The organism is Kitasatospora sp. NPDC001527 (assembly GCF_040298605.1).
In the GTDB taxonomy this organism is placed as follows: Bacteria; Actinomycetota; Actinomycetes; order Streptomycetales; family Streptomycetaceae; genus Kitasatospora.
In genome coordinates, this window is sequence record NZ_JBEPAM010000009.1 from 179,318 (window position 1) to 206,261 (window position 26,944).

23 protein-coding genes are annotated in these 26,944 nt (G+C 76.4%); 16 read left to right on the plus strand and 7 right to left on the minus strand.

All coding sequences use genetic code 11. The features are described from left to right. The first annotated feature begins 39 nt into the window (after window positions 1-39). Window positions 40-633 carry a hypothetical protein gene (locus ABT238_RS12685; RefSeq protein WP_350563040.1) on the plus strand — a complete coding sequence of 198 codons (594 nt, stop codon included), beginning with the start codon at window positions 40-42 and terminating at the stop codon, window positions 631-633. A gap of 39 nt (window positions 634-672) precedes the next feature. On the opposite strand, the gene ABT238_RS12690 is transcribed toward ABT238_RS12685, so the two are convergent. Together ABT238_RS12690 and ABT238_RS12695 are read right to left on the minus strand one after the other, a co-directional pair. Beyond that, window positions 673-1,338: a transcriptional regulator gene (locus ABT238_RS12690; protein WP_350757051.1), complete on the minus strand. Its 666-nt coding sequence runs from the start codon at window positions 1,336-1,338 to the stop codon at window positions 673-675. A gap of 55 nt (window positions 1,339-1,393) precedes the next feature. Continuing rightward, a complete protein-coding gene (locus tag ABT238_RS12695; RefSeq protein WP_350757054.1) occupies window positions 1,394-1,558 on the minus strand; it encodes a hypothetical protein in 165 nt (54 codons plus the stop codon). A 212-nt stretch (window positions 1,559-1,770) separates the two neighbouring features. On the opposite strand from ABT238_RS12695, the gene ABT238_RS12700 reads away from it, so the two are divergent. Further along, window positions 1,771-2,508: a class I SAM-dependent methyltransferase gene (locus tag ABT238_RS12700; RefSeq protein ID WP_350563047.1), complete on the plus strand. Its 738-nt coding sequence runs from the start codon at window positions 1,771-1,773 to the stop codon at window positions 2,506-2,508. A gap of 301 nt (window positions 2,509-2,809) precedes the next feature. On the opposite strand, the gene ABT238_RS12705 is transcribed toward ABT238_RS12700, so the two are convergent. After that, entirely contained in the window at window positions 2,810-3,475 is a 666-nt protein-coding gene (locus tag ABT238_RS12705; RefSeq protein WP_350757057.1) for a response regulator, read from the minus strand. Next, the gene (locus ABT238_RS12710; RefSeq protein WP_350757060.1) at window positions 3,472-4,710 is read right to left on the minus strand and encodes a sensor histidine kinase; all 1,239 of its coding nucleotides are present in this window, start codon (window positions 4,708-4,710) and stop codon (window positions 3,472-3,474) included. Before ABT238_RS12710 ends, ABT238_RS12705 begins: the two co-directional genes overlap by 4 nt. 135 nt (window positions 4,711-4,845) lie before the next feature. Between ABT238_RS12710 and ABT238_RS12715 the strand changes: the two genes are divergently transcribed. The 3 genes from ABT238_RS12715 to ABT238_RS12725 all read left to right on the plus strand — a co-directional run bounded on the left by ABT238_RS12715 (window position 4,846) and on the right by ABT238_RS12725 (window position 8,546). Continuing rightward, complete coding sequence (locus ABT238_RS12715; RefSeq protein WP_350757063.1) at window positions 4,846-5,775, plus strand: ABC transporter ATP-binding protein; 930 nt, start codon at window positions 4,846-4,848, stop codon at window positions 5,773-5,775. After that, on the plus strand, window positions 5,772-6,641 hold the full coding sequence (locus ABT238_RS12720; protein ID WP_350757066.1) for an ABC transporter permease: 870 nt from the start codon (window positions 5,772-5,774) through the stop codon (window positions 6,639-6,641). The genes ABT238_RS12715 and ABT238_RS12720 overlap by 4 nt, the downstream gene beginning before the upstream one ends. Before the next feature lie 249 nt (window positions 6,642-6,890). Then, complete coding sequence (locus ABT238_RS12725) at window positions 6,891-8,546, plus strand: MFS transporter (protein ID WP_350757069.1); 1,656 nt, start codon at window positions 6,891-6,893, stop codon at window positions 8,544-8,546. A 58-nt stretch (window positions 8,547-8,604) separates the two neighbouring features. Here ABT238_RS12725 and ABT238_RS12730 read toward each other — a convergent pair whose 3' ends face one another. Continuing rightward, on the minus strand, window positions 8,605-9,624 hold the full coding sequence (locus ABT238_RS12730; RefSeq protein ID WP_350757072.1) for a tellurite resistance/C4-dicarboxylate transporter family protein: 1,020 nt from the start codon (window positions 9,622-9,624) through the stop codon (window positions 8,605-8,607). A 123-nt stretch (window positions 9,625-9,747) separates the two neighbouring features. Between ABT238_RS12730 and ABT238_RS12735 the strand changes: the two genes are divergently transcribed. The 6 genes from ABT238_RS12735 (at window position 9,748) to ABT238_RS12760 (ending at window position 17,819) form a co-directional block, all read left to right on the plus strand. Continuing rightward, on the plus strand, window positions 9,748-13,479 hold the full coding sequence (locus ABT238_RS12735) for a nitrate reductase subunit alpha (RefSeq protein ID WP_350757165.1): 3,732 nt from the start codon (window positions 9,748-9,750) through the stop codon (window positions 13,477-13,479). Next, window positions 13,479-15,110 (plus strand): nitrate reductase subunit beta, encoded by a 1,632-nt coding sequence (gene narH, locus ABT238_RS12740; RefSeq protein ID WP_350757075.1) that lies wholly within the window; start codon window positions 13,479-13,481, stop codon window positions 15,108-15,110. The genes ABT238_RS12735 and narH overlap by 1 nt, the downstream gene beginning before the upstream one ends. Further along, a complete protein-coding gene (narJ, locus tag ABT238_RS12745; RefSeq protein WP_350563065.1) occupies window positions 15,107-15,718 on the plus strand; it encodes a nitrate reductase molybdenum cofactor assembly chaperone in 612 nt (203 codons plus the stop codon). Before narH ends, narJ begins: the two co-directional genes overlap by 4 nt. Window positions 15,719-15,732: 14 nt before the next feature. Continuing rightward, window positions 15,733-16,458, plus strand: coding sequence for a respiratory nitrate reductase subunit gamma (gene narI / locus ABT238_RS12750; protein ID WP_350563067.1), 726 nt, complete (start codon window positions 15,733-15,735; stop codon window positions 16,456-16,458). 70 nt (window positions 16,459-16,528) lie between these two features. Then, window positions 16,529-16,672 (plus strand): hypothetical protein, encoded by a 144-nt coding sequence (locus tag ABT238_RS12755; protein WP_350757078.1) that lies wholly within the window; start codon window positions 16,529-16,531, stop codon window positions 16,670-16,672. 166 nt (window positions 16,673-16,838) lie between these two features. After that, window positions 16,839-17,819 carry a helix-turn-helix transcriptional regulator gene (locus ABT238_RS12760; protein WP_350563071.1) on the plus strand — a complete coding sequence of 327 codons (981 nt, stop codon included), beginning with the start codon at window positions 16,839-16,841 and terminating at the stop codon, window positions 17,817-17,819. Window positions 17,820-17,837: 18 nt separating this feature from the next. Here ABT238_RS12760 and ABT238_RS12765 read toward each other — a convergent pair whose 3' ends face one another. Then, window positions 17,838-18,809, minus strand: coding sequence for an alpha/beta hydrolase (locus ABT238_RS12765; protein WP_350563073.1), 972 nt, complete (start codon window positions 18,807-18,809; stop codon window positions 17,838-17,840). Window positions 18,810-19,057: 248 nt separating this feature from the next. Between ABT238_RS12765 and ABT238_RS12770 the strand changes: the two genes are divergently transcribed. The 5 genes from ABT238_RS12770 (at window position 19,058) to ABT238_RS12790 (ending at window position 26,804) form a co-directional block, all read left to right on the plus strand. Continuing rightward, on the plus strand, window positions 19,058-20,440 hold the full coding sequence (locus ABT238_RS12770) for a PucR family transcriptional regulator (protein WP_350757080.1): 1,383 nt from the start codon (window positions 19,058-19,060) through the stop codon (window positions 20,438-20,440). 115 nt (window positions 20,441-20,555) lie between these two features. After that, the gene (locus tag ABT238_RS12775; protein ID WP_350563077.1) at window positions 20,556-21,725 is read left to right on the plus strand and encodes an AAA family ATPase; all 1,170 of its coding nucleotides are present in this window, start codon (window positions 20,556-20,558) and stop codon (window positions 21,723-21,725) included. Beyond that, window positions 21,722-22,153: a bpX5 domain-containing protein gene (locus ABT238_RS12780; RefSeq protein ID WP_350757083.1), complete on the plus strand. Its 432-nt coding sequence runs from the start codon at window positions 21,722-21,724 to the stop codon at window positions 22,151-22,153. Before ABT238_RS12775 ends, ABT238_RS12780 begins: the two co-directional genes overlap by 4 nt. Further along, entirely contained in the window at window positions 22,150-23,892 is a 1,743-nt protein-coding gene (locus ABT238_RS12785; protein ID WP_350757086.1) for a hypothetical protein, read from the plus strand. Before ABT238_RS12780 ends, ABT238_RS12785 begins: the two co-directional genes overlap by 4 nt. Then, a complete protein-coding gene (locus tag ABT238_RS12790) occupies window positions 23,889-26,804 on the plus strand; it encodes a bpX6 domain-containing protein (protein ID WP_350757089.1) in 2,916 nt (971 codons plus the stop codon). Before ABT238_RS12785 ends, ABT238_RS12790 begins: the two co-directional genes overlap by 4 nt. On the opposite strand, the gene ABT238_RS12795 is transcribed toward ABT238_RS12790, so the two are convergent. Further along, window positions 26,801-26,935 (minus strand): hypothetical protein, encoded by a 135-nt coding sequence (locus tag ABT238_RS12795; protein ID WP_350757092.1) that lies wholly within the window; start codon window positions 26,933-26,935, stop codon window positions 26,801-26,803. The two genes, ABT238_RS12790 and ABT238_RS12795, sit on opposite strands and share 4 nt — an antisense overlap. Between the last annotated feature and the right edge of the window lie 9 nt (window positions 26,936-26,944).

Consider the following 26,944-nt stretch of genomic DNA (forward strand, 5'->3'; position numbering starts at 1 on the left):
TCGCGAACCTCTTCCAAGCGGAACGGAGTGTTCACGTCCATGCCTTCACGGATGCGCGGCGGTCGTCGCGGCCTGGCCGCCGTCGCCGGACTCGTCTTCACCATCGGCCTCGCGCTGACCGGCTGCGACCCCACGACGGGTGACACCGCCACCGTCGCGGTCTCCTCGCCCGCCGTCACGGCCGAGGCCACCACCCCGGCCGCGCCCGCACCGGCGCCGCCGGCTCCGGTGGTCACCACGCCGCCGGCCGAGCCCGTCCAGACGCCGCCGCCCGCGCCCCCGGCGCCGGAGCCGACCGCCGCCGCGCCCGCGCCGACCGCCCCGGCGGCGGCCACGCCGAAGACGCAGCCCAGCAAGGCCGCCACCACGCCCAAGCCGCAGCCGACGCCGACCAAGGCCGAGCCGCAGCCCAAGGTGACCACCGCCCAGCCGCCGACCGACCCCGACCCGGCGCCCGCGGAGACCAAGCCCGCGGCGGCCACCGGCGACTGCGAGATCAAGTCGAACGCCGGCAACTGCTACAAGGCCGGCCAGTTCTGCCGCGACGCCGACCTCGGCAAGAGCACCCACGAGGCCGGCGGCCGGGTGATCACCTGCCGGATGGTCAGCGGCAAGCCGCACTGGCAGGCGTGAGCCAGGCCCGCGCCCCAAGCGGCCCGCGCCCCAAGTGACTCAGGGAAGTTCGGCGAGCGTGATCCAGAACAGCCGCTCGTACGCCTGGAGCAGCCGGCCGTACGCGCGGGCGGCGTCGAGGTCCGGACCGGCGGTCAGCCCCGCCGGTCCGAGGGCCTCGGCCGCCGCCCGCTCCAGCGCGGTCGCGGGCTGCGCGAAGAAGTCGAAGAAGGCGCACGCCTCCTCGCCGAACCCGTGGAACCGGCGCAGCGCCCCGGCCAGCGTCGCGCAATACCCGCCCCAGGCAGCGAAGTTGGCCACCAGTGCCGCCGCCACGGCGGCCGGCCGGCCGTTCAGCGCCAGCCAGGCCAGGTACGCCGGGTAGGCCTGGCAGCCGGGGAGGGGAGCCCCGTCGGGGACCGGTCCGCAGGCGGCCGCCAGGGCGGGCAGGGTGCGCAGCGCGGCGCTCTCGCCCTCGGCGAGGCCGGCGAACCACGCGCCCAGCGGGCCGTCGGCGCACCGGGTGGCGAGCAGCAGCAGACTGCGCCGGTCGGAGACGATGATCCGCTCCTGCTGCGCCGCCAGTTCGGCGAGCGCCGCGAGCCGCCCCCGTCCTGCCGCGAACTCGGTGACGACGACGGGGTCCGTCTCGCCCGCCAGGGTCAACTCGGCGCGCAGGTCGCGGAGCTGCTGCTCGGCAGCGAGCTCCGGCTGGTCGATCGGCATGGACGCCCTCCGTATCACTGGCCCGGTCCGCCCGGCTCCGGCTCCGCCCCGTCGGTCAGCCGCGGACGACGGCCCGGAGGCCGTGCTCGGCCACCGGCCGGGCCTGCGGGGCCCAGGCGTCGCCGTTCAGGGGCCGGCCGTGGCCGATCACGACCGGCCGGCCGCTGCCCCGGTCCTCGGAGAAGACCGGGGTGCCGTCCTCGGCGGTCGTGAAGGACATGGGCGGAGGATCCTCTCGCTGCGCGGGTCCGCCCGCGGCGGACGCGGGAGTCCGACCGCAGGGGCGGCTGCCGTCCTCACGCTAACCGAGCGGGCTGAGGCGGGCACTTCGTGGCGTCCGCCGTCTGCCGTCTGCCGTCCGCCGCGCGGCGCCCCGGCGGCGACGCGGATAGTCCGTGGTGGTCCGGACGGTGTTCCGTCTACGATCCGGTCATGTTCCACGCCGAGTTCCGTGATCCGCTGCTCGTGGCCGTGTACGACGCCGAGTTCCCGTGGTCGTACCGGGACGACTTCTTCCTCTCCGTCGTCGAGGAACCGGCGCAGCGGCTGCGCGTCCTCGACCTGGGCTGCGGCACGGGCCGGCTCGCCCTCGGCATCGCGGCCGCCGGGCACACGGTGACGGGAGTGGACCCCGCCACGGCATCGCTCGACGCGGCCCGCGCCAAACCCGGTGCCGAGAAGGTGACCTGGCTGGAGGGCACCTCGCGCGACCTTCCCGACGAGGCCTTCGACGTGGCCGTGATGAGCAGCCATGTCGCACAGTTCTTCGTGACGGACGAAGCGTGGGCCGAGGTGCTCGCCGATCTGCGGCGAAGCCTCGTCCCGGGCGGCCGGATCGTCTTCGACGCCCGCGATCCGCGGCCCCGGGAATGGGAGGAGTGGACCCCGGCCGGGTCGCTGCGCCAGGTCACCCTGCCGGACGGCCGCGAGGTCACGCTGTGGGACGACACGACCGAGGACCGGCCCGGCGTGGTGAGCTTCACCCAGCACTACCGCTTCCCGGACGGTGGGGAACTGCTGAGCACGGGCACGCTCGCCTTCCGGGGCGAGGACGACCTCCGCGCCTCGCTGCGGGACGCCGGCTTCACCGTCGAGCGGATCTACGGAGGATGGCACCGCGAACCCGTCGGCTCCGGCGACGGAGAGTTCCTGGTGGTCGCGCACACGTGAGCCGTCCGGTCCGGTCGCCCGTGGGGCCGTCGACAGGGCACCACGATGGTGCGACGTCGCACGGCCGGGGCCCTGCCCGTGACAGCCGGTCGCACCGGGTGATCGGTGCGCCATCACCGCAGCGCCGCAGAGCCGCAGAGTTCGCAGAACCGGCCGTCCGGAGGCCCCGTTCGGGTGACTCGGGCCGCGAGGAGCCGGCCCCTCGGCGATCCATGCCGTCGCCTCTACCGTCCTCCCGGGCGTCCCGGGCGGCTATCCCCGCCGCGTCCGTTTCCCCGCCGCGCCCGCCGGGCCGGGGAACTCACCGGGGGAGGGGGACCAGGCCGGACTCGTAGGCGAGGATCACCAGGTGGACGCGGTCGCGGGCGGCCAGCTTGGTGAGCAGGCGGGTCATGTAGGTCTTCACGGTGGCCGTGCTGAGGACGAGTTCGGCGGCGATCTCGGTGTTGGACAGGCCACGGCCGACGAGGGTGAGGATCTCGCGTTCGCGGTCGGTGATGCCGGTGAGGCGGTGGTCGGCCCGGGGCGCGGCGGCGGGGCGGGCGGCGAACTCGGCGATCAGGCGGCGGGTGACGCTCGGGGCGATGAGGGCGTCGCCGGCGGCCACCACGCGGATCGCGGCGAGGATGTCGTCCAGGGCCATGTCCTTGACGAGGAATCCGGAGGCCCCGGCGCGCAGGGCGGCGTGCACGTTCTCGTCCTCGTCGAAGGTGGTGAGCACGACGACCCGGGCCGTGCCCGGTGCGGCCGTCACCCGGCGGGTGGCCTCGATGCCGTCGAGGACGGGCATCCGCAGGTCCATCACCACCACGTCGGGCCGCAGTTCGCCGACGAGCCGGACGGCCTCGGCGCCGGTGGCGGCCTCGCCGACCACCTCCAGGTCGGGTGCCTCGGTGATCACCATCTCCAGGGCGGCGCGGACGAGCGGCTGGTCGTCGGCGAGGAGGACGCGCACCGGGGGAGTCATCGGGCCTCCTCCGGGACCGGCAGCCGGGCGGCGACCCGGAAGCCGCCGCCCAGGCGCGGCGCGGCGTCGAACTCGCCGTGCAGCAGGGCGACCCGTTCGCGCAGGCCCGCCAGGCCGTACCCGGCGCCGGGTGCAGGGGCGGTGCCCCGGCCCCGGCCCCGGTCGGTGACCTCGATGGCGAGTTCGGCCGGCCGGTGGTCGACGGTGACCCGGCAGGACGGGGCGCCGGCGTGGCGGACCACGTTGGCGACCGACTCCTGGACGATCCGGAAGGCCGCCAGGTCGATCTCGGCGGGCAGCGGCCGCCGTTCGCCGCGCCGGCGGACGTCGACCCGGACGCCGGCGGCCGTGGTGGCGGCGGTCAGCCGGTCGAGGTCGGCCAGGCCGGGCGGATGGAGGGAGGCGGCCGCGGCGGTGCCGGGGTCGTCGGCCCGGCGCAGCGCGCCGAGCATCCGGCGCAGCCCGGCCAGCGTCTCCCGGCCGGCGGACTCGATCTCGGCGAGGGCCTCGCGCGCCCGGTCCGGCCGGGTGTCGATGACCCGGCGGGCCGCGCCCGCCTGGAGGGCGACGATGCCGATGCTGTGCGCCACGGTGTCGTGCATCTCGCGGGCGATCCGCAGCCGTTCGGCGGTGACCGCCTCCGTCGCCGCCCGGGCGCTCAACGCCTCGGCGTGCACCCGGGACTGGTGCACCGAACGGCCCACCAGCCAGGCGATCACGGCGATCAGCACGCCGGCGTCGTTGGCGCCGATCCGGGTGCCGGTGAGCAGCAGGCCGCCGCCGAGGGCGGGGGAGAGGATCAGATGGAGGATCAGCACGCCGAGCACCATGGTGAGCACGGCGCGCGAGGTCCGGCGCGGTTCGGCGGCCGTGACCAGGCACAGGGCGGCGGCGACCGCGAGCAGCGCGGTCGGCGGCAGTTCGAGCTCCCAGCGCCAGGCCTTGGTCTGCGCCACGGTGGCGGCGAGCAGGAGGGCGACGGCCGTGCGCGGCCGGCGGCGCAGCAGGGCGGCGGCGAGGAACGCGACGGGGGTGGTGAGGGCGGCGCTCGCCCAGTCCTGCCGGACGGCCGGCGCGGGGCCGCCGTCCGGGGCGGTCCCGCGGAGGGAGCCGGCGCCGGGGGCGAGCGACGGGTAGAGCAGCGAGACGCACCACGCGAGCGCCGTCCAGGCGCCGGGCGGCACCTGTCGTAGGCGGGGCGGGAGGATCGGCGGGGACGGGGGCGCTTCGGACATGCGGTGATCGTAACGAGGCGGCGTGCGGCGCGGCATCGGACCACGGGTGTACGACCACGGGTGACAGCGGGGCCCGTCACGGTGTCGGCCCTGGTCCGATGCGCCGCCCGGCCGTCCGGCGGCACCGTGGACGGCATGATCGAAGTGCACCGACTGACGAAGCGTTACGGCCGCACCACCGCCGTCGACGACCTCACCTTCACCGTCCACCCGGGCCAGGTCACCGGGTTCCTCGGCCCGAACGGCGCCGGGAAGAGCACCGCGCTGCGGCTGATCCTGGGCCTGATCGAGCCCACCGGCGGGACCGCGACCGTCGGCGGACGCCCGTTCCGCGAGCGGCCGCGCGGTCTGCGGCACGTCGGCGCGCTGCTGGACGCGGGCGACGTGCACGGCGGTCGCAGCGGACGCGCCCATCTGTGGGCACTCGCCCGGGGCAACGCCCTGCCGCGCGGCCGGGTGGACGCGGTGCTGGAGGAGGTCGGGCTCGCCGGGGCGGCCGGACGGCGCATCGCCGGGTACTCGCTCGGCATGAAGCAGCGGCTCGGCATCGCGGCGGCGCTGCTCGGCGATCCGCCGGTGCTGCTGTTCGACGAGCCGTTGAACGGGCTGGACCCGGAGGGTGTGCGCTGGGTGCGCGGCCTGTTCCGCCGACTGGCGGCGGAGGGGCGGACGGTGTTCGTCTCCAGCCACCTGATGAGCGAGATGGAGCACACGGCGGACCGCCTGGTGGTCATCGGGCGCGGCCGGCTGATCGCCGCCGAGACGGTGACCGAGTTCGCCGCCCGGGGCGCGGGGCCGGACGGCGCCCGGCCGGGGGCGAGCGTCCGGACGACCGAACCCGGGGCGCTGGCGGACGTCCTGACGGCGGCCGGGGCGGCGGTGGCACCGGGTGACGGCGAGGGCGCGCTCGTCGTCACGGGCCTGGACGCGGCCCGGATCGGCGCGCTCGCCCTCGACCACCGGATCCCGCTGCTCGAACTGACCGCCCGCACGGCCTCCCTGGAGGAGGCGTTCATGGCGCTGACCGCCGACCGCGTCGACCACCCCGCAGGAGGAGCACGATGACAACGAGCACGACGACCGGCAGTACCGCGACCGGCAGCGCGGCGACCGGCGCCGCCACCGACCCCCGGCCGCGCTTCGGCGACCTCCTCGCCGCCGAGTGGATCAGGTTCCGGTCGCTGCGCCCGATGCCCTGGGTGCTCGGCGCCGGCGCGCTCGTCCTCGTCGCCGTCAACCTCAACGCCGCGCGCTACACCTACCAGCACACCGGGCCCGACGGCCCGCCGCCCGGGTCCGGGTACGTCGGCGTGGCGGTGAACGTCTCGTTCACCGGGATGTCCGCCAACCTCCTGATGCTCCTCGCGGGCGGCGTCGGCGCGGCGGTGATCGTCGGCGAGTACACGACCGGGATGATCCGCACCACCTTCGCCGCCGTCCCGGACCGCCGGGCGGTGCTGCTGGCCAAGGCGGGCGTGCTGGCGGTGGTCATGCTCGGCTTCGGCGTGCTCGTCTCGGGGGTCTCCTTCGGGCTCGCCCAGGCGCTGCTGGGCCGGCGGCACGCCGGGGTGTCGCTCGCCGATCCCGGCGTGCTGCACGCCGTCGCCGGGGCCGCCGCCCTCGCCCCGGTCTGCGCGCTGATCGGGTTCGGGCTGGGGACGCTGGTCCGGCACGCCGCGGCGAGCGTGGTCACCACCGTGCTGGTGCTGTTCCTGCTGCCCGCCTCGTTCAACGAGGACCACCGCTGGTCGGCGGCGATCGCGCACGCCATGCCGTTCACCGCGTGGCGCCGGCTGGCCGAGGCCGACCCGACCCACGTCCTCCAGCCGCCGTACCCGGCGACGGTGACCGGATCCTGGCTCGCCTTCGCGGGCTGGGCGGTGGCCTCCGTCCTGGCAGCGGCGGCCGTCGCCCACCGCCGGGACGTCTGACCGCCCGCCGGCACGGACGGCCGGGAGAAGCGTGCCGCACCGCCGCGCGGCGCGGCCGGACGATGACCCCGGGGCGCCCGGGCCCGCGGTGCGGCCCCGTGCGCTCGCGGGGCACCGCCCGTGCGCTCAGGGGCATGCCGGGGTACCCGGCCCGTCCTAGCCTGCGGAGCACCGACGCAGGGCCGCCGCACCCCCCGGCCGCCGTACCGTCGGGCCCGCGCCCCCCGCCCCCACCCGCAACGGACCGGTATGAGCACAGAGACGACCACCCCCGCCCGACGCCCGGCGGACGACTCGGCGTGGGCCCCGCTCGCGTCCCGGGTCTTCCGCGCCCTGTGGATCGCCCAACTCGTCTCCAACGTCGGCAGCTGGATGCAGACCGTCGGCGCCCAGTGGCTGCTGGTCGGCCACGACGCGGCCCTGCTGGCCCTGGTGCAGACCGCCGCGAGCCTGCCGGTCGTCCTGCTGGCACTGCCCTCCGGCGTGCTCGCCGACCGCCACGACCGGCGCTCGGTGCTGGTCGCCGCGCAGCTCGCGATGCTCGCCGTCACCACCGCGCTCGCGGTGCTGGCCTTCGCGGACGCGCTGACCCCCGGCCCGCTGCTCGGCCTCACCTTCCTGCTCGGCTGCGGCACCGCCGTGATGGGCCCGGCCTGGCAGGCCGTCCAGCCGGAGCTGGTGGAGCGCCGGCAGCTGGGGCAGGCGGCCGCGCTCGGCGCCGTCAACATGAACCTGGCGCGGGCGGTCGGTCCGGCGGTCGGCGGCGCGGTGGTCGCGGCGGCCGGCGCGGGCTGGGTGTTCGCCTTCAACGCCGTCTCCTACCTCGGCGTCCTCACCGTGCTGCTGCGCTGGCACCGGAGCGCGCCGCAGGACGGGCCGGCCGGCGGGGACGAGGGACTGCTGGCCGCCGTCCAGGCCGGCCGCCGCTACATCCGGCACGCGCCGGGGGTACGGCGGGTGCTGCTGCGCACCGCGCTGTTCGTGCCCGGCGCGGGCGCGCTCTGGGCGCTGCTGCCACTGGTCGCGAGCCGCTCGCTCGGCCTCGGCTCGGGCGGCTACGGGCTGCTGCTCGCGGCGGTCGGCGTCGGCGCGGTGGGCGGGGCGTTCGCGCTGCCGCTGCTGCGGCGCCGGCTCGGGGCCAACGGCACCCTGGCGGCGGGCACGGTCGTGCTCGCCGGGGTGCTGGCCGTCCTGGCGACCGTCCGGCTGCCCTGGCTCGTCGGCCTCGCCCTGCTGCCGGCCGGCGTGGCCTGGATCGGTGTGCTGTCCACCCTCAACGCGGCGGTCCAGACCCGGCTGCCCGGCTGGGTGCGGGCCCGCGGCCTGGCCGTCCAGCTGCTGGTGTTCCAGGGCGGCCAGGCGCTGGCGGCCCCGCTCTGGGGCGTGCTGGCCGACCGTCACGGGCCGGGCACCGCGCTGCTCGCGGCCGGCGCGGTGCTGCTGGCGGGGGCGCTGGGCGCGCGGCGGCTGCCGCTGTACGACGGCGACGGGGTGGACCCGACGCCCTCCGACCACTGGCCGAGCCCCCCGCTGGTGGTCGAACCGGACCGCGCCGACGGACCCGTGCTGGTCACCGTCGAGTACCGGGTGGAGCCGGAGCAGCGGGCCGCCTTCACCGGGCGGATGCGCCGGGTCGCCGCCGCGCGCCGCCGCACCGGGGCGCTCAGCTGGGGCCTGTTCCAGGACGGCGGCGAACCCGAGCGGTTCGTCGAGACCTATCTGGTCTCCTCCTGGGCGGAGCACCTGGCCCAGCACGGCGGCCGGCTCACCGCCGCCGACCGCCGGGACGAGGAGGCCGCCCGGGCCCTGCTGCGCCCGGGGACCGCACCCGAGGTGACGCACGCCTTCGACGTCTCGGCGGGGCCACTGGCGCCGGCGGCCTCCGCCCCACCGCTCCCGCGGTGATCGTCGCCCGGCCGCTCTCCCCGCCTCCCCGGCCCTGACTGACGACCGTCGGGGGACGTCAGTCGTCCCGCACAGGGACGGCCCGGGCGGCTGCGCCGCCACCGGCCCGGGCATCCGCCGCGTCCGGCCCGCGCCGCAGCCGGCGCAGCGCGCCGACGGCGACCACCAGCCACACCGCCGCCGCCACCCACAGCAGCGCCCGGCCGAGCGGGTCCAGCCAGTCCACCCCGGCGGCCGCCGAGGCCGACAGCGAGGCGACCGCCGTCATGCCCAGCGGGAAGACCGTCGACCAGCGGCGCAGGTCGTAGCGGAGCCGGGGCCGCAGCACCTCGGCGACGGCCAGCACCGCGTACCAGGCCAGCGCGACGCCCAGCAGCACCAGCGTCACCACCCGCAGCGCGGTGTGCCCGCCGCCGTCCCACACCCCGGAGGCGAGCAGTTTGGAGGCGGCCAGCGCGGAGATCGCCATCGCTCCGCCGGCCACCCAGTGGTCGCCCGAACCCGCCGTCACCTGGCGCAGGTCGAAGCGGACGAGCGCGTCCCCGTACAGCACCAGGCCGAGGGCGAACACCGGCAGCGCCGCCCAGGCCAGCCAGTCGGCGGTGTGCGGGGCGAGGGTGGCGGCGAGCACGGCCAGGCCCTGGGTGGCGACGCAGATCAGGAACGCCGCGCCCGGCAGCCGCCGGCCGAGGTGGCGCAGCACGGAGGTCAGCAGCACCGGCCAGGAGGCGGCGGCGGCGACGAGCAGCGCCGCGGCGGCGGCCGTCCAGCCCAGCTGGTCGAGGCGGACCCCGAGCACCGTGGTGGCGGCCACCGCGGTGAGCGCGGGCGGGGTCTGCGCCCGGGCCGTCCAGCCGCGCCGGTCGCCGAGCAGCAGGGCGGTGAAGGCGAGGGCCAGCAGCAGCCAGAGCAGCCCGGCGATCCAGAGGTCCGCGACCGACAGGGCGTCGAAGCCGGCGAGGTGGAAGCCGACCGAGACGATGCCGGTCGCCATCACGGCCGCGCCGGTCGCGGGCGGGACCGCGTCCCAGCGCAGGCCCCGCCGCCCCGCCGGGGCCGGGCCGGTGCGTTCGTCCATGGCTCCATGGCACCGCCCGGACCCGGGCCCGGCCACCGGGCGGCGCCGGACCGGGGCCCCGGCGGCGGCCGGGTCACCCGGTGGAACCCCTTCCGGGTGCGGCGGCGCACCGGCGCGGTTTCGATGGGCAGACGGTCCGGCCCGGAAGCGGAGGGTGTCAACGTGCGCGAGCCGACGAGCGAGCCCGGTGCCGCGTTCCTGAAGGCGGGCCGCTTCTTCCGCCCCGGGACGCCCGCGCCCGACCTGCACAGCGTCCGGCTCACCGGCGGGCGGGCGGCCGACGCCTTCTACCGGGACCGCTGGAGCCACGACAAGGTCGTGTACTCCACCCACGGCGTCAACTGCACCGGCTCCTGCCGCTGGAAGGTCTTCGTCAAGGACGGCGTCATCACCTGGGAGACCCAGGCCACCGACTACCCCTCCGTCGGCCCCGACCGCCCCGAGTACGAGCCGCGCGGCTGCCCGCGCGGCGCAGCCTTCTCCTGGTACACCTACTCGCCGACCCGGGTGCGCTACCCGTACGTGCGCGGCGTGCTGCTGGAGCTGTACCGGGAGGCGCGGGCCCGGCTGGGGGACCCGGTGGCGGCCTGGGCGGAGCTCACCGGCGACCCGCGGCGCCGCCGCGCCTACCAGCAGGCCCGCGGCAAGGGCGGCCTGGTGCGCACCGGTTGGGACGAGGCGGTGGAGATCGTCGCCGCCGCGCAGGTGCACACCGTGAAGGCCTACGGCCCGGACCGGATCGCCGGGTTCTCGCCGATCCCGGCGATGTCGATGGTCTCGCACGCGGCCGGCGCCCGCTTCCACTCGCTCATCGGCGCCACCATGCTCTCCTTCTACGACTGGTACGCGGACCTGCCGGTGGCCTCCCCGCAGGTGTTCGGCGACCAGACCGACGTGCCCGAGTCGGGCGACTGGTGGGACGCCGCGTACCTGATGATGTGGGGCTCCAACGTGCCCGTCACCCGCACCCCCGACGCGCACTGGATGGCCGAGGCCCGCTACCGGGGCCAGAAGGTGGTGGCGGTCTCCCCGGACTACGCGGACAGCACCAAGTTCGCCGACGAGTGGCTGCACCCCCACCCGGGCACCGACGGCGCGCTCGCCCTCGCCATGGGCCATGTGATCCTGCGGGAGTTCTTCGTCGAGCGCACCACCCCGTTCTTCGACGACTACGTCCGCCGCTTCACCGACCTGCCCTTCCTGGTCACCCTGACCGAACGGGACGGCGCGTACACCCCCGCCAAGTTCCTGCGCGCGAGCGACCTCGGCGACACCGGCGAGGGCGCCGACTGGAAGCTCGCCGTCCTGGACGGGGCGACCGGCCGCCCGGCCGTGCCCAACGGCTCGCTCGGCTTCCGCTGGACCGCCTCCGGCGAGGGCCGCTGGAACCTCGACCTGGAGGAGCTGCGCCCGCGGCTGACCCTGCACGGGGAGGCGGGCACCACCCCCGTCGAGGTGCTGCTGCCGCGCTTCGACACCGACGGCGGCGCGCACGGCCAGGGCCGCGGCGACACCGTCCGCCGGGGGGTGCCCGCGCTGCGCCTGGAGGGCGGCGCGCTGGTCACCACCGTCTACGACCTGCTGCTCGCCCAGTACGGCGTCGGCCGTGAGGGGCTGCCCGGCCGCTGGCCCGCCTCCTACGACGACCCGGACACCCCCGGCACCCCCGCCTGGCAGGAGCGCCACACCTCGGTGCCCGCCGCCCAGGCCGCCCGGGTGGCACGGGAGTTCGCCCGCACCGCCGAGGAGTCCCGGGGCCGCTGCATGATCCTCATGGGCGCCGGCACCAACCACTGGTTCCACTCCGAGACCATCTACCGCACCTTCCTCGCCCTGCTCGCCCTGACCGGCTGCCAGGGCCGCAACGGCGGCGGCTGGGCGCACTACGTCGGCCAGGAGAAGTGCCGGCCGATCACCGGCTGGGCGACCCTCGCCGGGGCCTCGGACTGGTCCCGCCCGCCCCGGCAGGCGATCGGCACCGGCTGGTTCTTCCTGCACACCGACCAGTGGCGCTACGACACCTACCCCGCCGACGTGCTGGCCTCCCCGCTCGGCACCGGCCGCTTCCGCGGCCTGGCCACCGTCGACCTGCTGGCCCGCTCCGCCCGCCTCGGCTGGATGCCCTCCTACCCGACCTTCGACCGCAATCCGCTCGACCTCGCCGACGAGGCCCGCGCCCTCGGCCGCGACCCCAAGGACCACGTCGTCGCCGAACTGCGCGCCGGGCGCCTGAAGTTCGCCTGCGAGGACCCGGACGCCCCGGCCAACTGGCCCCGGGTGCTGACGCTGTGGCGGGCCAACCTGCTCGGCTCCTCCGCCAAGGGCGCCGAGTACTTCACCCGGCACCTGCTGGGCACCCACTCCTCGCTGCGCGCCGAGGAGGCCGGCGAGGACGTCCGCCCGCGCGACGTCCGCTGGCACGCCGAGGCCCCCGAGGGCAAGCTCGACCTGCTGCTCTCGCTGGACTTCCGGATGACCTCCTCCACCCTGCTGTCCGACGTCGTGCTGCCCGCCGCCACCTGGTACGAGAAGCACGACCTCTCCTCCACCGACATGCACCCTTACGTGCACTCCTTCGCCCCCGCCGTCGACCCGCCGTGGCAGGCCCGCACCGACTTCGACGCCTTCCACGCGATCGCCGCCCGCTTCGGCGAACTCGCCCAGGGCCACCTGGGCACCCGGCACGACCTGGTCGCCACCGCCCTGCAGCACGACACCCCCGGCGAGACCGCCCAGCCCGGCGGCACCGACCTGGACTGGCGGGACGGCGCCTGCGAGCCCGTCCCCGGTGTCACCATGCCGAACCTCGCCGTCGTGGAACGCGACTACACCGCGGTGGCGGCCAAGATGGCCTCCCTCGGCCCGCTCGTCGAGCGACTCGGCCTGCCCGCCAAGGGCGTGGTGCTGCACCCGGGGGAGGAGGTCGAGCAGCTGAAGGCCCGCAACGGCGTGGTGCGCGGCGGCCCCGCCGACGGCCGACCGGCCCTGGACACCGCCGTCAAGGCCGCCGACACCGTGCTCGCCCTCTCCGGCACCACCAACGGCCGGCTCGCCACCCAGGGCTTCCGCACCCTGGAACGGCGCACCGGACGGGAGCTGGCGCACCTGGCCGCCGAGCACGAGGGCCGCCGGATCTCCTACGCCGACACCCAGGCCGCCCCCGCCCCGGTCATCACCTCGCCCGAGTGGTCCGGCAGCGAGTCCGGCGGGCGCCGCTACAGCCCGTTCACCCTCAACACCGAGCACCTCAAGCCCTGGCACACCCTCAGCGGACGCCAGCACTTCTTCGTCGACCACGACTGGATGCACGAACTCGGCGAGGCCCTGCCGGTCTACCGGCCGCCGCTCGACATCCGCCGCCTGTTCGGAGAACCGGCCCTCGGGCCCGACGGACAACGCGAGGTGACGGTCCGCTACCTCACCCCGCACAACAAGTGGTCCATCCACTCCGAGTACCAGGACAACCTGTTCATGCTCGCGCTCTCCCGGGGCGGGCAGGTGATCTGGATGTCGGTCGAGGACGCCGCCGCGATCGGCGTCGCCGACAACGACTGGATCGAGGCGGTCAACCGCAACGGCGTCGTCGTCGCCCGCGCCGTCGTCTCGCACCGCATGCCGCCCGGCACCGTCTACATGCACCACGCGCAGGAGCGCACCGTGAACGTGCCCCGCGCCGAGACCGGCGGGCGGCGCGGCGGCATCCACAACTCGCTGACCAGGGTGCTGCTCAAACCCACCCACCTGATCGGCGGCTACGCCCAGCTGTCCTGGGCGTTCAACTACCTCGGACCGACCGGCAACCAGCGCGACGAGGTGACGGTGATCCGCCGACGCGGCCAGGAGGTGCGGTACTGATGCGCGTGATGGCCCAGCTCGCCATGGTGATGAACCTCGACAAGTGCATCGGCTGCCACACCTGTTCGGTCACCTGCAAGCAGACCTGGACCAACCGCCGGGGCACCGAGTACGTCTGGTTCAACAACGTCGAGACCCGCCCCGGCCTCGGCTACCCGCGCCGCTACGAGGACCAGGAGAAGTGGCGCGGCGGCTGGCGGCTCGACCGGCGCGGCCGGCTCAAACTGCGCCAGGGCGGGCGGCTCCACAAGCTCGCCTCGATCTTCGCCAACCCCGTGATGCCCACCCTCCAGGACTACTACGAGCCCTGGACGTACGACTACCGCGCCCTCACCGACGCCCCGCTCGGCGAGGACTACCCCGTCGCCCGGCCGCACTCGCTGATCACCGGCCGGCCGATGGCCGTCGAGTGGTCGCCCAACTGGGACGACGACCTCGGCGGCGCCCCCGAGCACGCGGCCGCCGACCCCAACGTCGAGCGGATGCGCCGGGAGGTCGGCGAGCGGATCCGCTTCCAGTACGAGCAGAGCTTCATGTTCTACCTGCCCCGGATCTGCGAGCACTGCCTCAACCCGGCCTGCGCCGCCGCCTGCCCCTCCGGCGCGATCTACAAGCGGGCCGAGGACGGCATCGTCCTCGTCGACCAGGACGGCTGCCGGGGCTGGCGCCAGTGCGTCACCGGCTGCCCGTACAAGAAGATCTACTTCAACCACCGCACCGGCAAGGCCGAGAAGTGCACCTTCTGCTACCCGCGCACCGAGGTCGGCCTGCCCACCGTCTGCTCCGAGACCTGCGTCGGGCGGCTGCGCTACCTCGGCGTGCTGCTCTACGACGCCGACCGGGTCACCGCCGCCGCCTCCGTCGAGGACGAACACGACCTCTACGAGGCGCAGCTGGGCGTCTTCCTGGACCCCGGGGACCCGGAGGTGCGGCGCGCCGCCGAGCGCGACGGCGTCGCACACGACTGGATCGAGGCCGCCCGCCGCTCGCCCGTGCACGCGCTCGTCAGCACCTACCGCGTCGCGCTGCCGCTCCACCCCGAGTACCGCACCCTGCCGATGGTCTGGTACATCCCGCCGCTCTCCCCGGTGGTCGAGGAGGTCGCGGCGGCCGGGCACGACGGCGAGGACGCCGGGAACCTCTTCGGCGCGATCGACGCCCTGCGCATCCCCGTCGAGTACCTCGCCGGACTCTTCACCGCCGGCGACCCCGGCCCGGTGCGCGCCGCCCTCGACCGGCTCGCCGCGATGCGCGCCCACCAGCGCGCCGTCAACCTCGGCCAGGAGCCCGACCACGCCGCCGCCGAGGCCGTCGGACTCGACGCCACCTCGATCGAGGGCCTCTTCCGGCTGCTCGCGATCGCCAAGTACGAGGACCGCTACGTCATCCCGACCGCCGCCCGCGCCGACGCCGAACGGCTGGAGGAGTCCACGCTGCCCGCCGGCTGCGGCCTCGACCACGCCGACGGGGAACCCGGCGGCGCCGACGGCCCGTTCGGCGCCGGATCGGGACGGCGCTCGCTGCCGCTGGTCACCGTCGAGACCTTCCACGGGCTGCGCCGGCGCCAGAACGCCGACCGCCCGGCGCCGCCCGGGGACGCCGCCGACTCGCGCGAGGAGCCCTCGCTGTGAGCGCCGACCCGCGGGCGCTGGTGCGCCGGGCCGCCGCCGACTGCCTCTGCTACCCGGACGCCCCGCCGCACCCGCTCGCCGAACTGCTCCGGCCGGTCCGCCACACCGCCGCCGCGCCGCTGCGGGCCTTCCTCGGCTGGGCCGGCGGCCGCCCGCTCGGCGAACGCGCCCGCCACTACGTCGAGGTCTTCGACTTCACCCAGCGGCACAGCCTGCACCTCAGCTGGTGGACCGACGGCGACACCCGGCGGCGCGGCGAGGCCCTGCTGCGCTTCAAGGCCGCCTACCGGGCGCACGGCCTGGAGTTCACCGGCGAGGACCTGCCCGACTTCCTGCCCGCCGTCCTGGAGTTCACCGCCGCCACCGGCGACGAGACGCTGCTGCGCGGGCACCGGCCCGCCCTGGAACTCCTGCGGCTCGCCCTCACCGAGCACGGGACGCCGTACGCGGACGTGCTCACCGCCGTCTGCGCCACGCTGCCCGGGGCCTCGCCCAGGGACCGCGCCGCCGCGCTGGCGCTGGCCCGCGGCGGGCCGCCGCGCGAGGAGGTCGGCCTGGACGTCCCGCCCTACGGGCACCTCGGCCTGCTGCCCGTCCTGCCCACCTGACCGGAGAACCACCGATGGACACCTTCCTCTGGGGCGCGCTGCCGTACATCGCGGCCGCCCTGCTGGTCTCCGGACTCGTCTGGCGCTACCGCTACGACAAGTTCGGCTGGACCACCCGCTCCTCCGAGCTCTACGAGTCCCGGCTGCTGAACATCGCCTCCCCGGTGTTCCACTACGGCATCCTGTTCGTGCTGGCCGGCCACCTCATGGGCCTGTTCGTGCCCGCCTCCTGGACCGACGCCGTCGGCCTCGACGAGCACGCCTACCACCTGCTCTCGCTCTTCGCCGGCTGCGCGGCGGGCTTCCTGGCGGTCGCCGGCATCCTCGTGCTGCTCTACCGCCGGCGCCGCAACCCCGCCGTGCTGCGCGCCACCACCCGCAACGACAAGCTGATGTACGTGGTGCTGCTGGCGGCGATCGTGCTCGGCCTGGTCGCCAAGCTGATGCACTCCTCGCTCGACTCCGGCTACGACTACCGCTCCACCATCGCCCCGTGGGCCCGCAGCCTGTTCACCCTGAGCCCCGACGTGGACCGGATGGCGGACGTGCCGGTCGCGTTCCAGGTGCACGCGGTGGTCGGCCTGCTGCTGTTCGCGCTGCTGCCCTTCACCCGCCTGGTGCACATGTTCAGCGCCCCCGTGCAGTACCTGTTCCGCCCGTACATCGTCTACCGCGGCCGCGATCCGCGGCAGCCCGCCGGCAGCCCGGTGCGGCGCGGCTGGGAGCAGATCGACGACTGACCGCCGCCCGTTGTCGGTGGCGTGTGCCACGATCCGTTCCGAACACACCGCGCACGGACCGGAAGCGACCATGAGCACCACCATCGACCGGGCAGGGGTGGCCGAGCTGCCCTGGGCGCGGTTCTGGCAGCTGATCGGCCTGATCGGCGTGGGACCACGACACCGCTACGACAACGAGTCCTGCTCCAACCGGGAGGGATGGCCGAACCTCTGAAGCGCACGGGAGCGCGCCCGGGACAGCTCCACCGTCCTCCGGTACCACCTGTGAGTGCACGACTTCTTGCCCGGGAGTGCCCCCCTCCGCCCTGGAAGTCCGCCGCGGCCGAAGGCGCCGGCCGGTGCGGCAGACTGGCTGGAAACGATCTTCCAGGGGAGACTGTGTGCTGCTGCTCGACCTCGACACCGTGCCGCCGCGTGAACGGGTGGAGGCGTTCCATCACGCGCTGACGGACTCGCTGGTGCCCAACGACGTCGCCCACGAGGAGCCGGAGCGCGGCATCCACGCGCGCATGGAGCTCTGGCGGGTCGGCGGGCTGGACCTCTTCGCCACCCGGAACTCGGGCTTCGAGGTGCGGCGGACGGCCCAGCACGTACGCCACCACCGGAGCAGCCCGGTGGTCTCGGTCTCGCTCCAGCCCCTGGGTGTGCACCGGGCCCAGATCGCGGGCCGCCGGGAGATCCTGGGCTCCGACGACATCTGCGTCTTCCACGAGCTGTCGCCCCGGGTGTACGGCTGGTCCGGCGACGGGGCGTCCCAGTCCGTCATGTTCGACATGCACCGCCTCGGCGTGCCGGTGGACACGGTGGTGAGGGCGTCCCTGCAGCTGCGCGCGAGTCCGATGTACGGCCTGGTGCTGCAGCACCTGCGGGGTGTGTGGCGCGATCCCGGCCGGCTGGAGGCCGATCCCGGCGCGCAGGCGCTGGCGTCCGCGACGACGGAACTCGTCCGCGCCCTGCTCCTGTCGGCCGCGCACGCCGAGGAGAGCGCCGAGGTGAGGTCGACGATGGACGACACCCTGCTCACCCGGATCATGGCCTTCGCGCGCTCCCACCTCGCGGACCGCGACCTGACGCCGGAGCGGATCGCGGCCGAGCACGCCGTCTCGGTCCGCCGGCTCTACGCGCTGCTCAGCGGGGCGGGGATCAGCCTGGAGCAGTGGCTCATCGCGGAGCGGCTCGGGAAGGCGCGGCGCATGCTGGCCTCCGCGCGGTACGACCGGCTGACCATCGCCGCGGTCTCCGCCCGGTGCGGGTTCGGCAGCCCGAGCCACTTCAGCCGCCGCTTCCAGGCGGCCTACGGGGTGTCCCCGAGCGAGTGGCGGCGGCTCGGCGGCACCCTCCCCGTCGACGGGCCGGCGTGACCTGACGGGAGGGCGCCGTCAGGTGTGCAGGGCGGTGTGCAGGGTGTCCGTGATCTGAATGCGGGCCGCCCCGGACGCCTCCGTGCCCCGGAGCAGGTCGAACAGGACGAATCCGTGGATCGTGCCGTGATAGCGGACCGACACGACCGGCACGTCCGCCTGCCGCAGCCGCGCCGCGTACGCCTCGCCCTCGTCGCGCAGGACGTCGGCCTCGGCGGTGATGACCAGCGCGGGCGGCAGGCCGGCGAGGCACCGCAGGGGCGCGCGCAGCGGTGAGACGGCGCCCTGCGCGCGGTCCCGCGGGTCCGGGGCGTACCGCTGCCAGTAGTCGCGCATGACGGCGCGGCTCAGGAAGTACCCCTCCGCGAACCGGTGGTAGGAGGGCGTGTCCATCGCCGCGTCGGTCACCGGGCAGACCAGCACCTGGTGACGAAAGCCCGGCCCGCGGCGCTCCCGCGCCACGAGGGCGAGCGCGGCCGCGTGCTGGGCGCCCGCGCTGACGCCGACGACCGCGAGCCTGCTGCCGTCCAGTCCGCACCCCGCGCCGTCGCGCGCCAGCCACCCGGCCACGGCGTAGGCCCGCTCGACGGCGGCCGGGTGGCGGGCCTGCTCCGGTGCGTCGTACTCGGGTACCACCACGGCCGCGTCCGCTCCGAGGGCCAGATCCGTCACCAGCTGCCGGTGCGCGTGGGCGTCGGTGAGCATCCAGCCGAGCCCGTGCAGGTAGAGCACCACCGGCAGCGGCCCGGGAGCACCCGCGGGACGCAGGATCCTCACCCGGATGCGGCTCCCCTCCTCTCCCGGCAGCGCCAGCCACTCCTCCTCGACCTCGGGCTCCTCCGGGCCGCCGTTCCAGAGGGCCGCCATGCGGGCCCTGGACGCGGCGCCGTCGGCGCCCGGGGGAGCGGGCCAGCGACAGGACTCCAGGAAGGCACGGGTCTGCCACCCGAGGACGGGCGGCACCCAGGGAACCTGAACGTCTTCTTGCACGAGCACTCCTCGACAGGGGGCGGTTCACGCTCCGGTCCACGCCTCCCCCGGGAGACCGGGGCGGTGCCGGCGACACGACCGGGCGACACCGCGGCCATCAGCCTGAGGCAGGTCCGCGCCGGATGCACCCCGGCCCGGCATCCCCCGCAGAGACGGACAAGAACCGTGCACCGTGGGGCATCGCGCCAGTGCCACCGTGTCCCCAGGAGACGCGGAACCGGAGGGACGACGACGACATGAGGACTGCCATGACCGACCAGCGGTGGCGAGCCCCCGTCCGCAGTGCCGCGCTGCAGGAACTGGTCGAGGAGCTCGCGGAGTCGCTCCACCGCTCCGTGACGCTGACCGACCCGTGGTGCCGGCGCATCTGCTCCAGCCGGCACTTCGGCGACGCGGACCCGGCGCGCCTGCACAGCCTTCTGCAGGGACGGGCGAGCAGCGAGGTCGCCCGCCACGTCCTCGACCAGGGCGTCGCGCGGTGGGCCGGGCCGGGCTTCCTCGAAGGCCGGGACGATCTCGGGCTGCTTCCCCGCTACTGCGTGCCGCTGCGCGAGCGCGGCCACTTCCTCGGCCTGCTGACGGTCATCGCACCGGAATCGGCACTGGCTCCGGAGGAGACCGAGGCCATCGCCCGGGCGACGCCCGCCGTGATCGGCCAGCTGTACGCCGACCATGTCTCGGCCGACGCCGGCACGGCCAGGGAGCAGGAACTCGTCCTGTCGCTGCTGGACGCGAGCCCCGCCGCCCGCGCCGAAGCCCGGAAGCGGCTCGTGGGCGACGCGCTGCTCCCGGACGCCCCCCACGCGGTGGTCAGCGTCGTGCAGGTGACGGGCTCCCGGGTGCCTCCCGGGCAGGTGGCCACCGCACTGCGCGGGGCACTGGAGGGATTGCGCCGGACCCGGTCGGCGGACGGCGCCATCGCGGTCGCCGCGGACCGGGCCGTCCTGCTCCAGCTCGCCGACCGGCCGTTGCACGAGGACGTGCTCCGGGAGCAGTCCGCGCACATCCTGCGGGCCCTCGCTCCCCGGCTGGACGCCTCGGCCGCCCCCGTCATCGGCATCGGCGCCCGGCAGCCGGGCCTCGCCGACGCCCGGACCTCCTACGAGCAGGCCCTCGTCGCGGCGCGCGCGGCGCAGCGGATGCCCGGACTGCGGGGCGTCGGCTCCTGGGAGGAGCTCGGGGAGTTCGCCGTGCTGCTGCAACTGCCCGACCGCGCGCTGAACGGGTCGCTCGTCCCCAAACCGCTGAGCGCCCTGCTGGACTGCGCCAACGGACCCCGCCTGGAGGCGACCCTGCGGTGCTTCCTGGACCATGCCGGATCGATCCCCAGGACCGCCGAAGCACTGGAGATCCACCGCACCTCGCTGTACTACCGGCTGCGGCAGATCCAGGAGATCACCGGGCTCGACCTGGACAACGGCGCGGACCGCATCACCCTGCACCTGGGCCTGCGGGTGCGGGAACTCCTCGCGTCCCTGGACGTGTTCGGCGAGGACGGCGGGCTCCAGGGACCGGCCACCGCGCCGGGCGAGGACCGCGTCCCGCTCCAGGCGCGGCGAACTCCTGCCGGGAGCGGCCCGGCCGGACGGTCCGTCACGGCCGGTCACCACCGCCAGGTCGAGGCCGCGTAGTCCCACACGGGTGCGCCGGGCGCGCAGCCCCGCGCGGGTGCGCCGGGGCAGCGGCCGGCGGCCGGCGGAAACCCGCTGGTGACGGCTGGTCCGGCCACCGTAGACTCCGGTGCTCGTGACCACCGACACCAGCACCCCGCCCGACGTCCGCCGCGCCGCGCTCCGCACGGACGCCGAACAGGTCGGCGCCGCCGTCGCCGCGGCCGGGCACGGCATGGTCGACCGCGAGACGGTCGCCGAAGTGGTCGCGCTCTGCGCCGTCGCCGGGGAGCACCTGCTCGTCGTCGGCCCGCCCGGCACCGCCAAGTCGCAGGCCGTGCGCCGGGTGGCCGGGCAGCTCGGCGGCCGGTACTTCGAGTACCTGCTCGGCCGCTTCACCGAACCCAACGAGCTGTTCGGCCCCGTCGACCTGCGCGGCCTGCGCGAGGGCCGGGTCGAGTTCGAGACGGCGGGCATGCTGCCCGAGGCCGAGATCGCCTTCCTCGACGAGGTCTTCCTCGGCTCCACCGCCGTCCTCAACACCCTGCTCGGCCTGCTCAACGAGCGGGTCTTCCGGCGCGGCGGCACCGTCCTCGCCAGCCCGCTGCGGGTCTGCGTCGGCGCGGCCAACCACCTGCCCGAGGACCCGGCACTGGACGCCTTCGCCGACCGCTTCCTCGCCCGGGTCTTCGTCGAACCGGTCGCCGACGCCCGGCTGGAGGAACTGCTGGAGGCCGGCCGGCGCCCGGCCGCTCCCGCTCCCGTCGCCGCTGGCGACGTGCTCGGCGCGCTCGACCGCCTCACCGCCGCCGCCGGCGCCTGCGACCTCGACGGCGTCACCCCGCTGCTCGCCACCGCGCTGCGCCGGCTGCGCGCCGCCGGCGTCCCCGTCGGCGACCGGCGGGCCGTGCGCTCGCAGCGGCTGGTCGCGGCCGCCGCCGTACTGGACGGCCGGGACACGGCCACCGCCCGCGACCTGTGGGTCCTGCCGCTGATCGCCCCCACCGCCGACACCCAGGCGCTGGCCCGCGACACCCTCGGCGACCTCATCGAGAAGGCCGCCAACGACTCCCTCGCGCACGCCGCCGAGGAACTGTCCCGCAGCACGGCCGCCCGCGCCGAACGGCTCGCCCGCACCGGCGCCGCCCTGCTCGCCGAACACCGCGACCTGCCCGAGGGCCGCGACTCCCGGCTGCGGCTGGAGGCCGCGCTGCGCGAGATCGACGCCGGATTCGCCCCCGCCGACCTGCCCGCCGCGCTCGCCGGCATACGCGCCGAACTGGTCGCGGCGGTCGCGCCCCGATGACCGCCGACCGCGTTCCGCCCGCGCCGCCGCCGGTGGCCCTGCGCTGGGAGCGCCGCGAGCCGCCGCTGGCCGCCGCCGCGGTGCTCGCCGTCGGCGCCGCCGTCCCCGCGCTGGCCGCCGCCACCCGCGAGCGGCTCACCGACGGCGCCCGGCTCGGCGTCCTCGCCGACGACACCACGCTGCTCGTCCTCGGGGCGGAGCGCGACCTCCCGTGGTCGGACGGCGCCCGCTACCTCGGCCACGACGGCGAGCTGCTCGTCCCGACCACCGCCCGCCCCTGGCCCGCGCCCGCCCTGTGGCGCACCGCCCTGGGCGCCGAGCCCGGCGAGCTCTGCGTGCTCGTCCCCGGCCACGCCCTCGTCGCCGCCCCGCCCGCCCCGGCCGCCGACCCGGAGGCGCTCACGCCCTACACCCGGCGGGCCGGGTGAACGCCGCCGGCCGGCTGCCGGCCCCACTCGCCTCCTGGGCCGGGTCGCTCTCCGCGCTCAGCCCCGAACTGGCCGCCGCCCTCGGGCCGTTGCTGCGCCGGCTCGACACGCTGGTCGGCGCGCGCGAACCCGTGGCCGACGGACCGGGGGAGCCGGACGGCGTCGGCGGGATCGGCCGGGCCGGGCGGCCCGACCACCTGCTGCCCGCCGAGTGGCTGCTCGCCGAGGAACACCCCGAGGAGTTCCTGCGGCGCTACGTCGACCGCGAACTTCTCTACCTGGCGCCGGAGTTCACCACTCCCGCCGTCCGGGGCCGGACGGTCGCGATGGTGGACGCCGGGCCCTCGCAGGCCGGGGCCGGCCGGCTGGTCCAGCTGGCCGCCCTGCTGGTGCTGCACCGCCGGGCCGCCGCCCGTGGCGGTGAACTGCTGGTGGGCGTCCTCGGCGACGAGCCCGTGCACTGGTTCGGCGGCGAGCCCGCCGAACTGCTGCCCGCCTGGCTCGCGGCCCGCCGCACCGCCGAACCGACCCCCGAGGACGTGGAGTTCGCCGCCGCCACGCTGGAGGCGGCCGACCGGGCCTGGCTGCTCACCTCGCCCCGGCTCGCGGACCGGCTCGCCGAGCGGAGAGCCGAGCGGCTCGCCGACCGCCTCCCGGGGGACGGCTTCGGCCGTCCGAGCGTGCTGGTGAGCGAGCCGACCCGCTGGGGCCCGGCGGGCGCCGGCCACGTCACCGTCCGCCTCGACGGCACGGAGTTCGAACTGCCGCTGCCCGCCGCCGACATCGCCGTCCGGGCGCTGCGCGGCGCGGAGTTCCGGCGCGGCGGCCCGACGGCCGTCACCCCACCGCCCCGGGAGACCGGCGCGCTCGGGCGCGGCCTGCCCGCGTTCACCACCGAGGCGCCGTTCCTGCTCACCCGGGGCCGGGACGCGCGGACGCTCGTCGCCGTGGACGTGCGCGACGTCGAGCAGCGGCACCGCACCGCCGTACAGTCCAAGGCGCACCGCCCGGGCGGCCAGGTGATCGCCGCCGGACGGTTCGGGCGCCGGCTGATCGCCCTGCACCTCGTCCGCGGCCGGGTGCACCGGTACGTCAGCGGCCGTCCGCTCGCCGGCCCCGAGGACCTCATCGTCGACCCGGCCGAACTCGGCCTCGACGAGGGCCTGGTGGAGCGGCTGGCGGCACGCCCGGTGCTGCCGCTGCTGCGCGCCGGGGGCGACCTGCTCGTCCCGGCCGCCGGACGCTGGCGGCGGATCGCCCCCGACGGCACCGTCACCGACGACGGGCCGGTGGGGCGCGGCACCGAACGCGAGCGCGGTTTCGACCGGTTCCGCGAGCCGCGCCTGTTCGAGCGCACCCCGCAGCCGGACGCCGTGCGGGCCCGGCACCTGCTGCACGCGGGCGGCACGGCCGCCTGGTCGGAGGACGGCAAGCGGTGGACGCTGTGGAGCAGGCTCGGTGACGAACGGCGGCTGACGTTCCGGGAGCAGGCCGAGGTGATCGGCCTGGTCCACGCGGGCCGCGAGCCGATGCTGATCACCTGGTCGCCCGGCGGCCGCATGGTCCGGGCGATCCGCGCCGACGGCGTGCGCACCCTGAGCCGGTTCTCCGGCGGTACCACCGCGCCCGCCGTGCACCCCACCCTGCCGCTGATCGCGGCCGAGACCCACTTCGGGCGGATCGTGGTCGGCGACGCCACCACCGGCCGGGTCCACCACCTGTTCGGGAGAGACGAGTGAACGCCGCAGGCTTCGTCCTCGACGTGCCGCTGATCGGTGCGGCGGAGGCCGCGGACCGCGTCCTCGCGCTGTGGCGCGACGGTGCCCGGCTGCGTGAACTGCCCGACGGCTGCTGGCTGTTGACGCTGCCTGAGCCGGTCCCCACCCGGGCCGGCCGGGCCCCCGGCCTGCCGCTGGAGCGCACCGGGCACGGCGCCCTGACCGCGCCGGGGGTGCCGGCCGGCGCCGCCGGTCCGGGCCGGGCCGTCCTGGGCCGCGCCACGCATGTGCTGGACGAACTGCCCGAGGTGGACCCGTCCGGCTGGCTGCTGCTGACCGGCGTCACCCCGCACCGGCCGCGCCCGCTCGGCGTCGCCCCGGTGCCCGAGGCGGCGCCCGTCGAGGAGTCGCTGCCCGCGGTTCCCCGGCCGGACCTGAGGGCGGCGGCCGGCATCCGGCCGACCTCCGAGCGCGCCCGGCGGCTGACCGCCGAGGAGCCGCCCGCCGAGGCGCCGACCGCCACCGGCGCGCGGTCCCGGCGGCGGGGTGGTCCGCAGATCGCCATGGACCCGCGCAGCGCGACCGTCGTCGTCGTCCTGATGGTGGTGCTGCCGCTGCTGCTCGTGGTGCTCTACGGCCTCGGACTGATCGCGGACCGGGGCTTCGACCCGACCGGCGTGGTGGTCGCGTGCGCCGTCGCGGCCCTCGCCCACCGCGTGGTCTTCGGCAGGGCTGCGGCCGACGACGGGAGCGCCGGGAGCGCCGGGAGCAGCGGTGCGGCCGGTGGCGCGGCCGGTGGCACCGGGGGCGCCGCCGCCGGTGGCACGGCCGCCCCGCGCCGCCGCCGCGGCGTCCGCGTCCCCTGGCTGGGCGACCTGCTGGCCCGCCTCGCCCTGCGCACCCCCGCCGCCCACCTGCTCCACGAACGGCACGCCCGCTACCTGCGCGAACTCACCCGCGCGTTCGAGCAGCACCGCTGGGAGGACGCCCTGCGCGACGCCCTCCCGCTGGCCTCCGCGCGGCGGAGCGGCGCGGCCACCCGCACCTGGCTCTCCCTCGCCCTGCCCAAGCGCTTCGCCGGCCCGCTCCGCGCCACCCCGGCCACCGGCCGCCCGGCCGCCCAGGCCGCGTTCCACGGCCGCACCGCCCATCAGCACCTCACCGCGCTCTACCGGGGCGCCGCCGAACGGCTGGAACAGCAGGGGCGGATCGACGAGGCCGCCTTCGTCCTCGCCGACCTGCTCGACGCGCCCGCCGAGGCCGTCGCCCTGCTCGACCGGCACGACCGCCGCGCCCAGGCCGCCGAACTCGCCGAGGGCCGCGACCTGGCCGCCGACCTGGTGGTCCGCCTCTGGTGGCGGGCCGGCGAGCACGAGCGCGCCGTCCGCATCGCCCACCGCCGCGGCGCGTTCGCCACCGCCGTCGACCGCCTGGCCGCCACCGACCCGCAGGCCGCCCGCGCCCTGCGCGCGGCCTGGGCCGAGCACTGCCGCGCGGCCGGCGACCGGCTCGGCGCCGTCGAGGCGGCCTGGCCGGACGCGGGGCTGCGTCCCACGATCGTCGCCGACCTGCGCGACGCCGTCGCCCTCGGCGGTCCCACCCGCGGCCGGGCCCTGCCGTACCTGCTGGCGCTGGACGCCGGCGACGCCACCCGCGCCCTGGCCCGCGCCGTCCTCGACGGCGACGGCGACCCGCACACCACCGGCCGCTCCGCCCTGACGGCCGCGCTCGCCGACCTGCCGGCCGCCGACGAGGCCACCGACCGCGAACTCGCCACCGCCGCCGCCCGGGCCGCCGTCCGCGACGGCGGCTTCGGCGGCGCCCACGGCGGGCGCGGGGAGGCGGTCGAGAAGACGCTGTTCGACCGGCTGCTGCGCCGCGCCGACCCCCTGGTGGCCGCCGACCTGGCCCGCCCCCGTCCGCTGCCCCGCCTGAGCACGGCCGCCCCCGCGTACACCGCGGCCGACCGGCCGGGCACGCTTCCGGTCCTGGACGCGGCCCTGCTGGCCTCCGGCTCCCTGCTGGTCGCCTGCGGCCAGGCGGGCGTGCGGCTGCTCGCCCCCGACGGCCGCACCCGCGCCCACTGGGACGCCCCCGCCGACCGGCTCGTCCTCGCCGACCACGGCGGCAGCGCGCTGCTGGTCGCCGACCACGGCCCGGAGCTGCGCGGGTTCGCCCGCCTCGACCTCGTGACCCGCACCGTCCGGCCGTGGACCACCCTGCGGGCCCGGCAGCTCGCGCCGTCCTTCGACGGCCGGCACCTGGTCGCCTCGGACGAGGACGGGATCGTCGTCCTCGACACCCTGACCCCGCGCCCGACCGTGGTGTGGCGCGAACTCGGCCGCGACCAGCGGCTGGTGTTCGGCATCGCCCGCACGCCGGACAGCTGCGCGGCCGTCGTGTACTCGGGACTGGTCGGCGGTATGCCGTTCACCGAGGTGTGGCGCTGGGACCTGCCGGGCTGGGAGCTGCGCGGGCGCCGACGGGTGGACGACGTGCTCACCGACCTGATGTCCCGTTCGCTCCTGGAGGACCTCTTCGACCTCGCCGCCCTCGCCGACGGCAGCCTGCTCAGCACCGAGCCGGAGACCGGCCCCGGTCACGGCGGGCCGGAGCACACGGTCCTGCGCTGGTCCTCCGATCTCCCGCCCGCCGAACTGCGCGTCGACGGCTTCGCCCGCTCCGCGCCCGCCACCGACGGCGACCATTGGGCGCTCACCGTCCCCGAGGGCGCGGACCTGCGCGTCCACGCCGGCACGGGCCCGTCCGCCGACCCCGCGCTCTCCCTGCTCTTCCCGGAGGCCTCGGGCCCCGGGATCGGCGTGCGCCGCCACGCGGGCGCCGTCACCTACTGGCACCGCTCCGGCCGCGTCCTCGCCACCTCCGCCGACGGCACCACCCTCCTCGCCAACCTCCGGGTGACGGCCCGCTAGACGTTCAGCCGGAGCTGCAGCCGGCACCCGCCGGGGCGGTTGCCGGTGTCGACGGTGAGCGCCACCGGGTGGCCCGGTGACGCGGTGAAGAGGCGTTCGGGAGCGCGCCGCCGCAGGATCCGGACGGACAACTCGCCGGA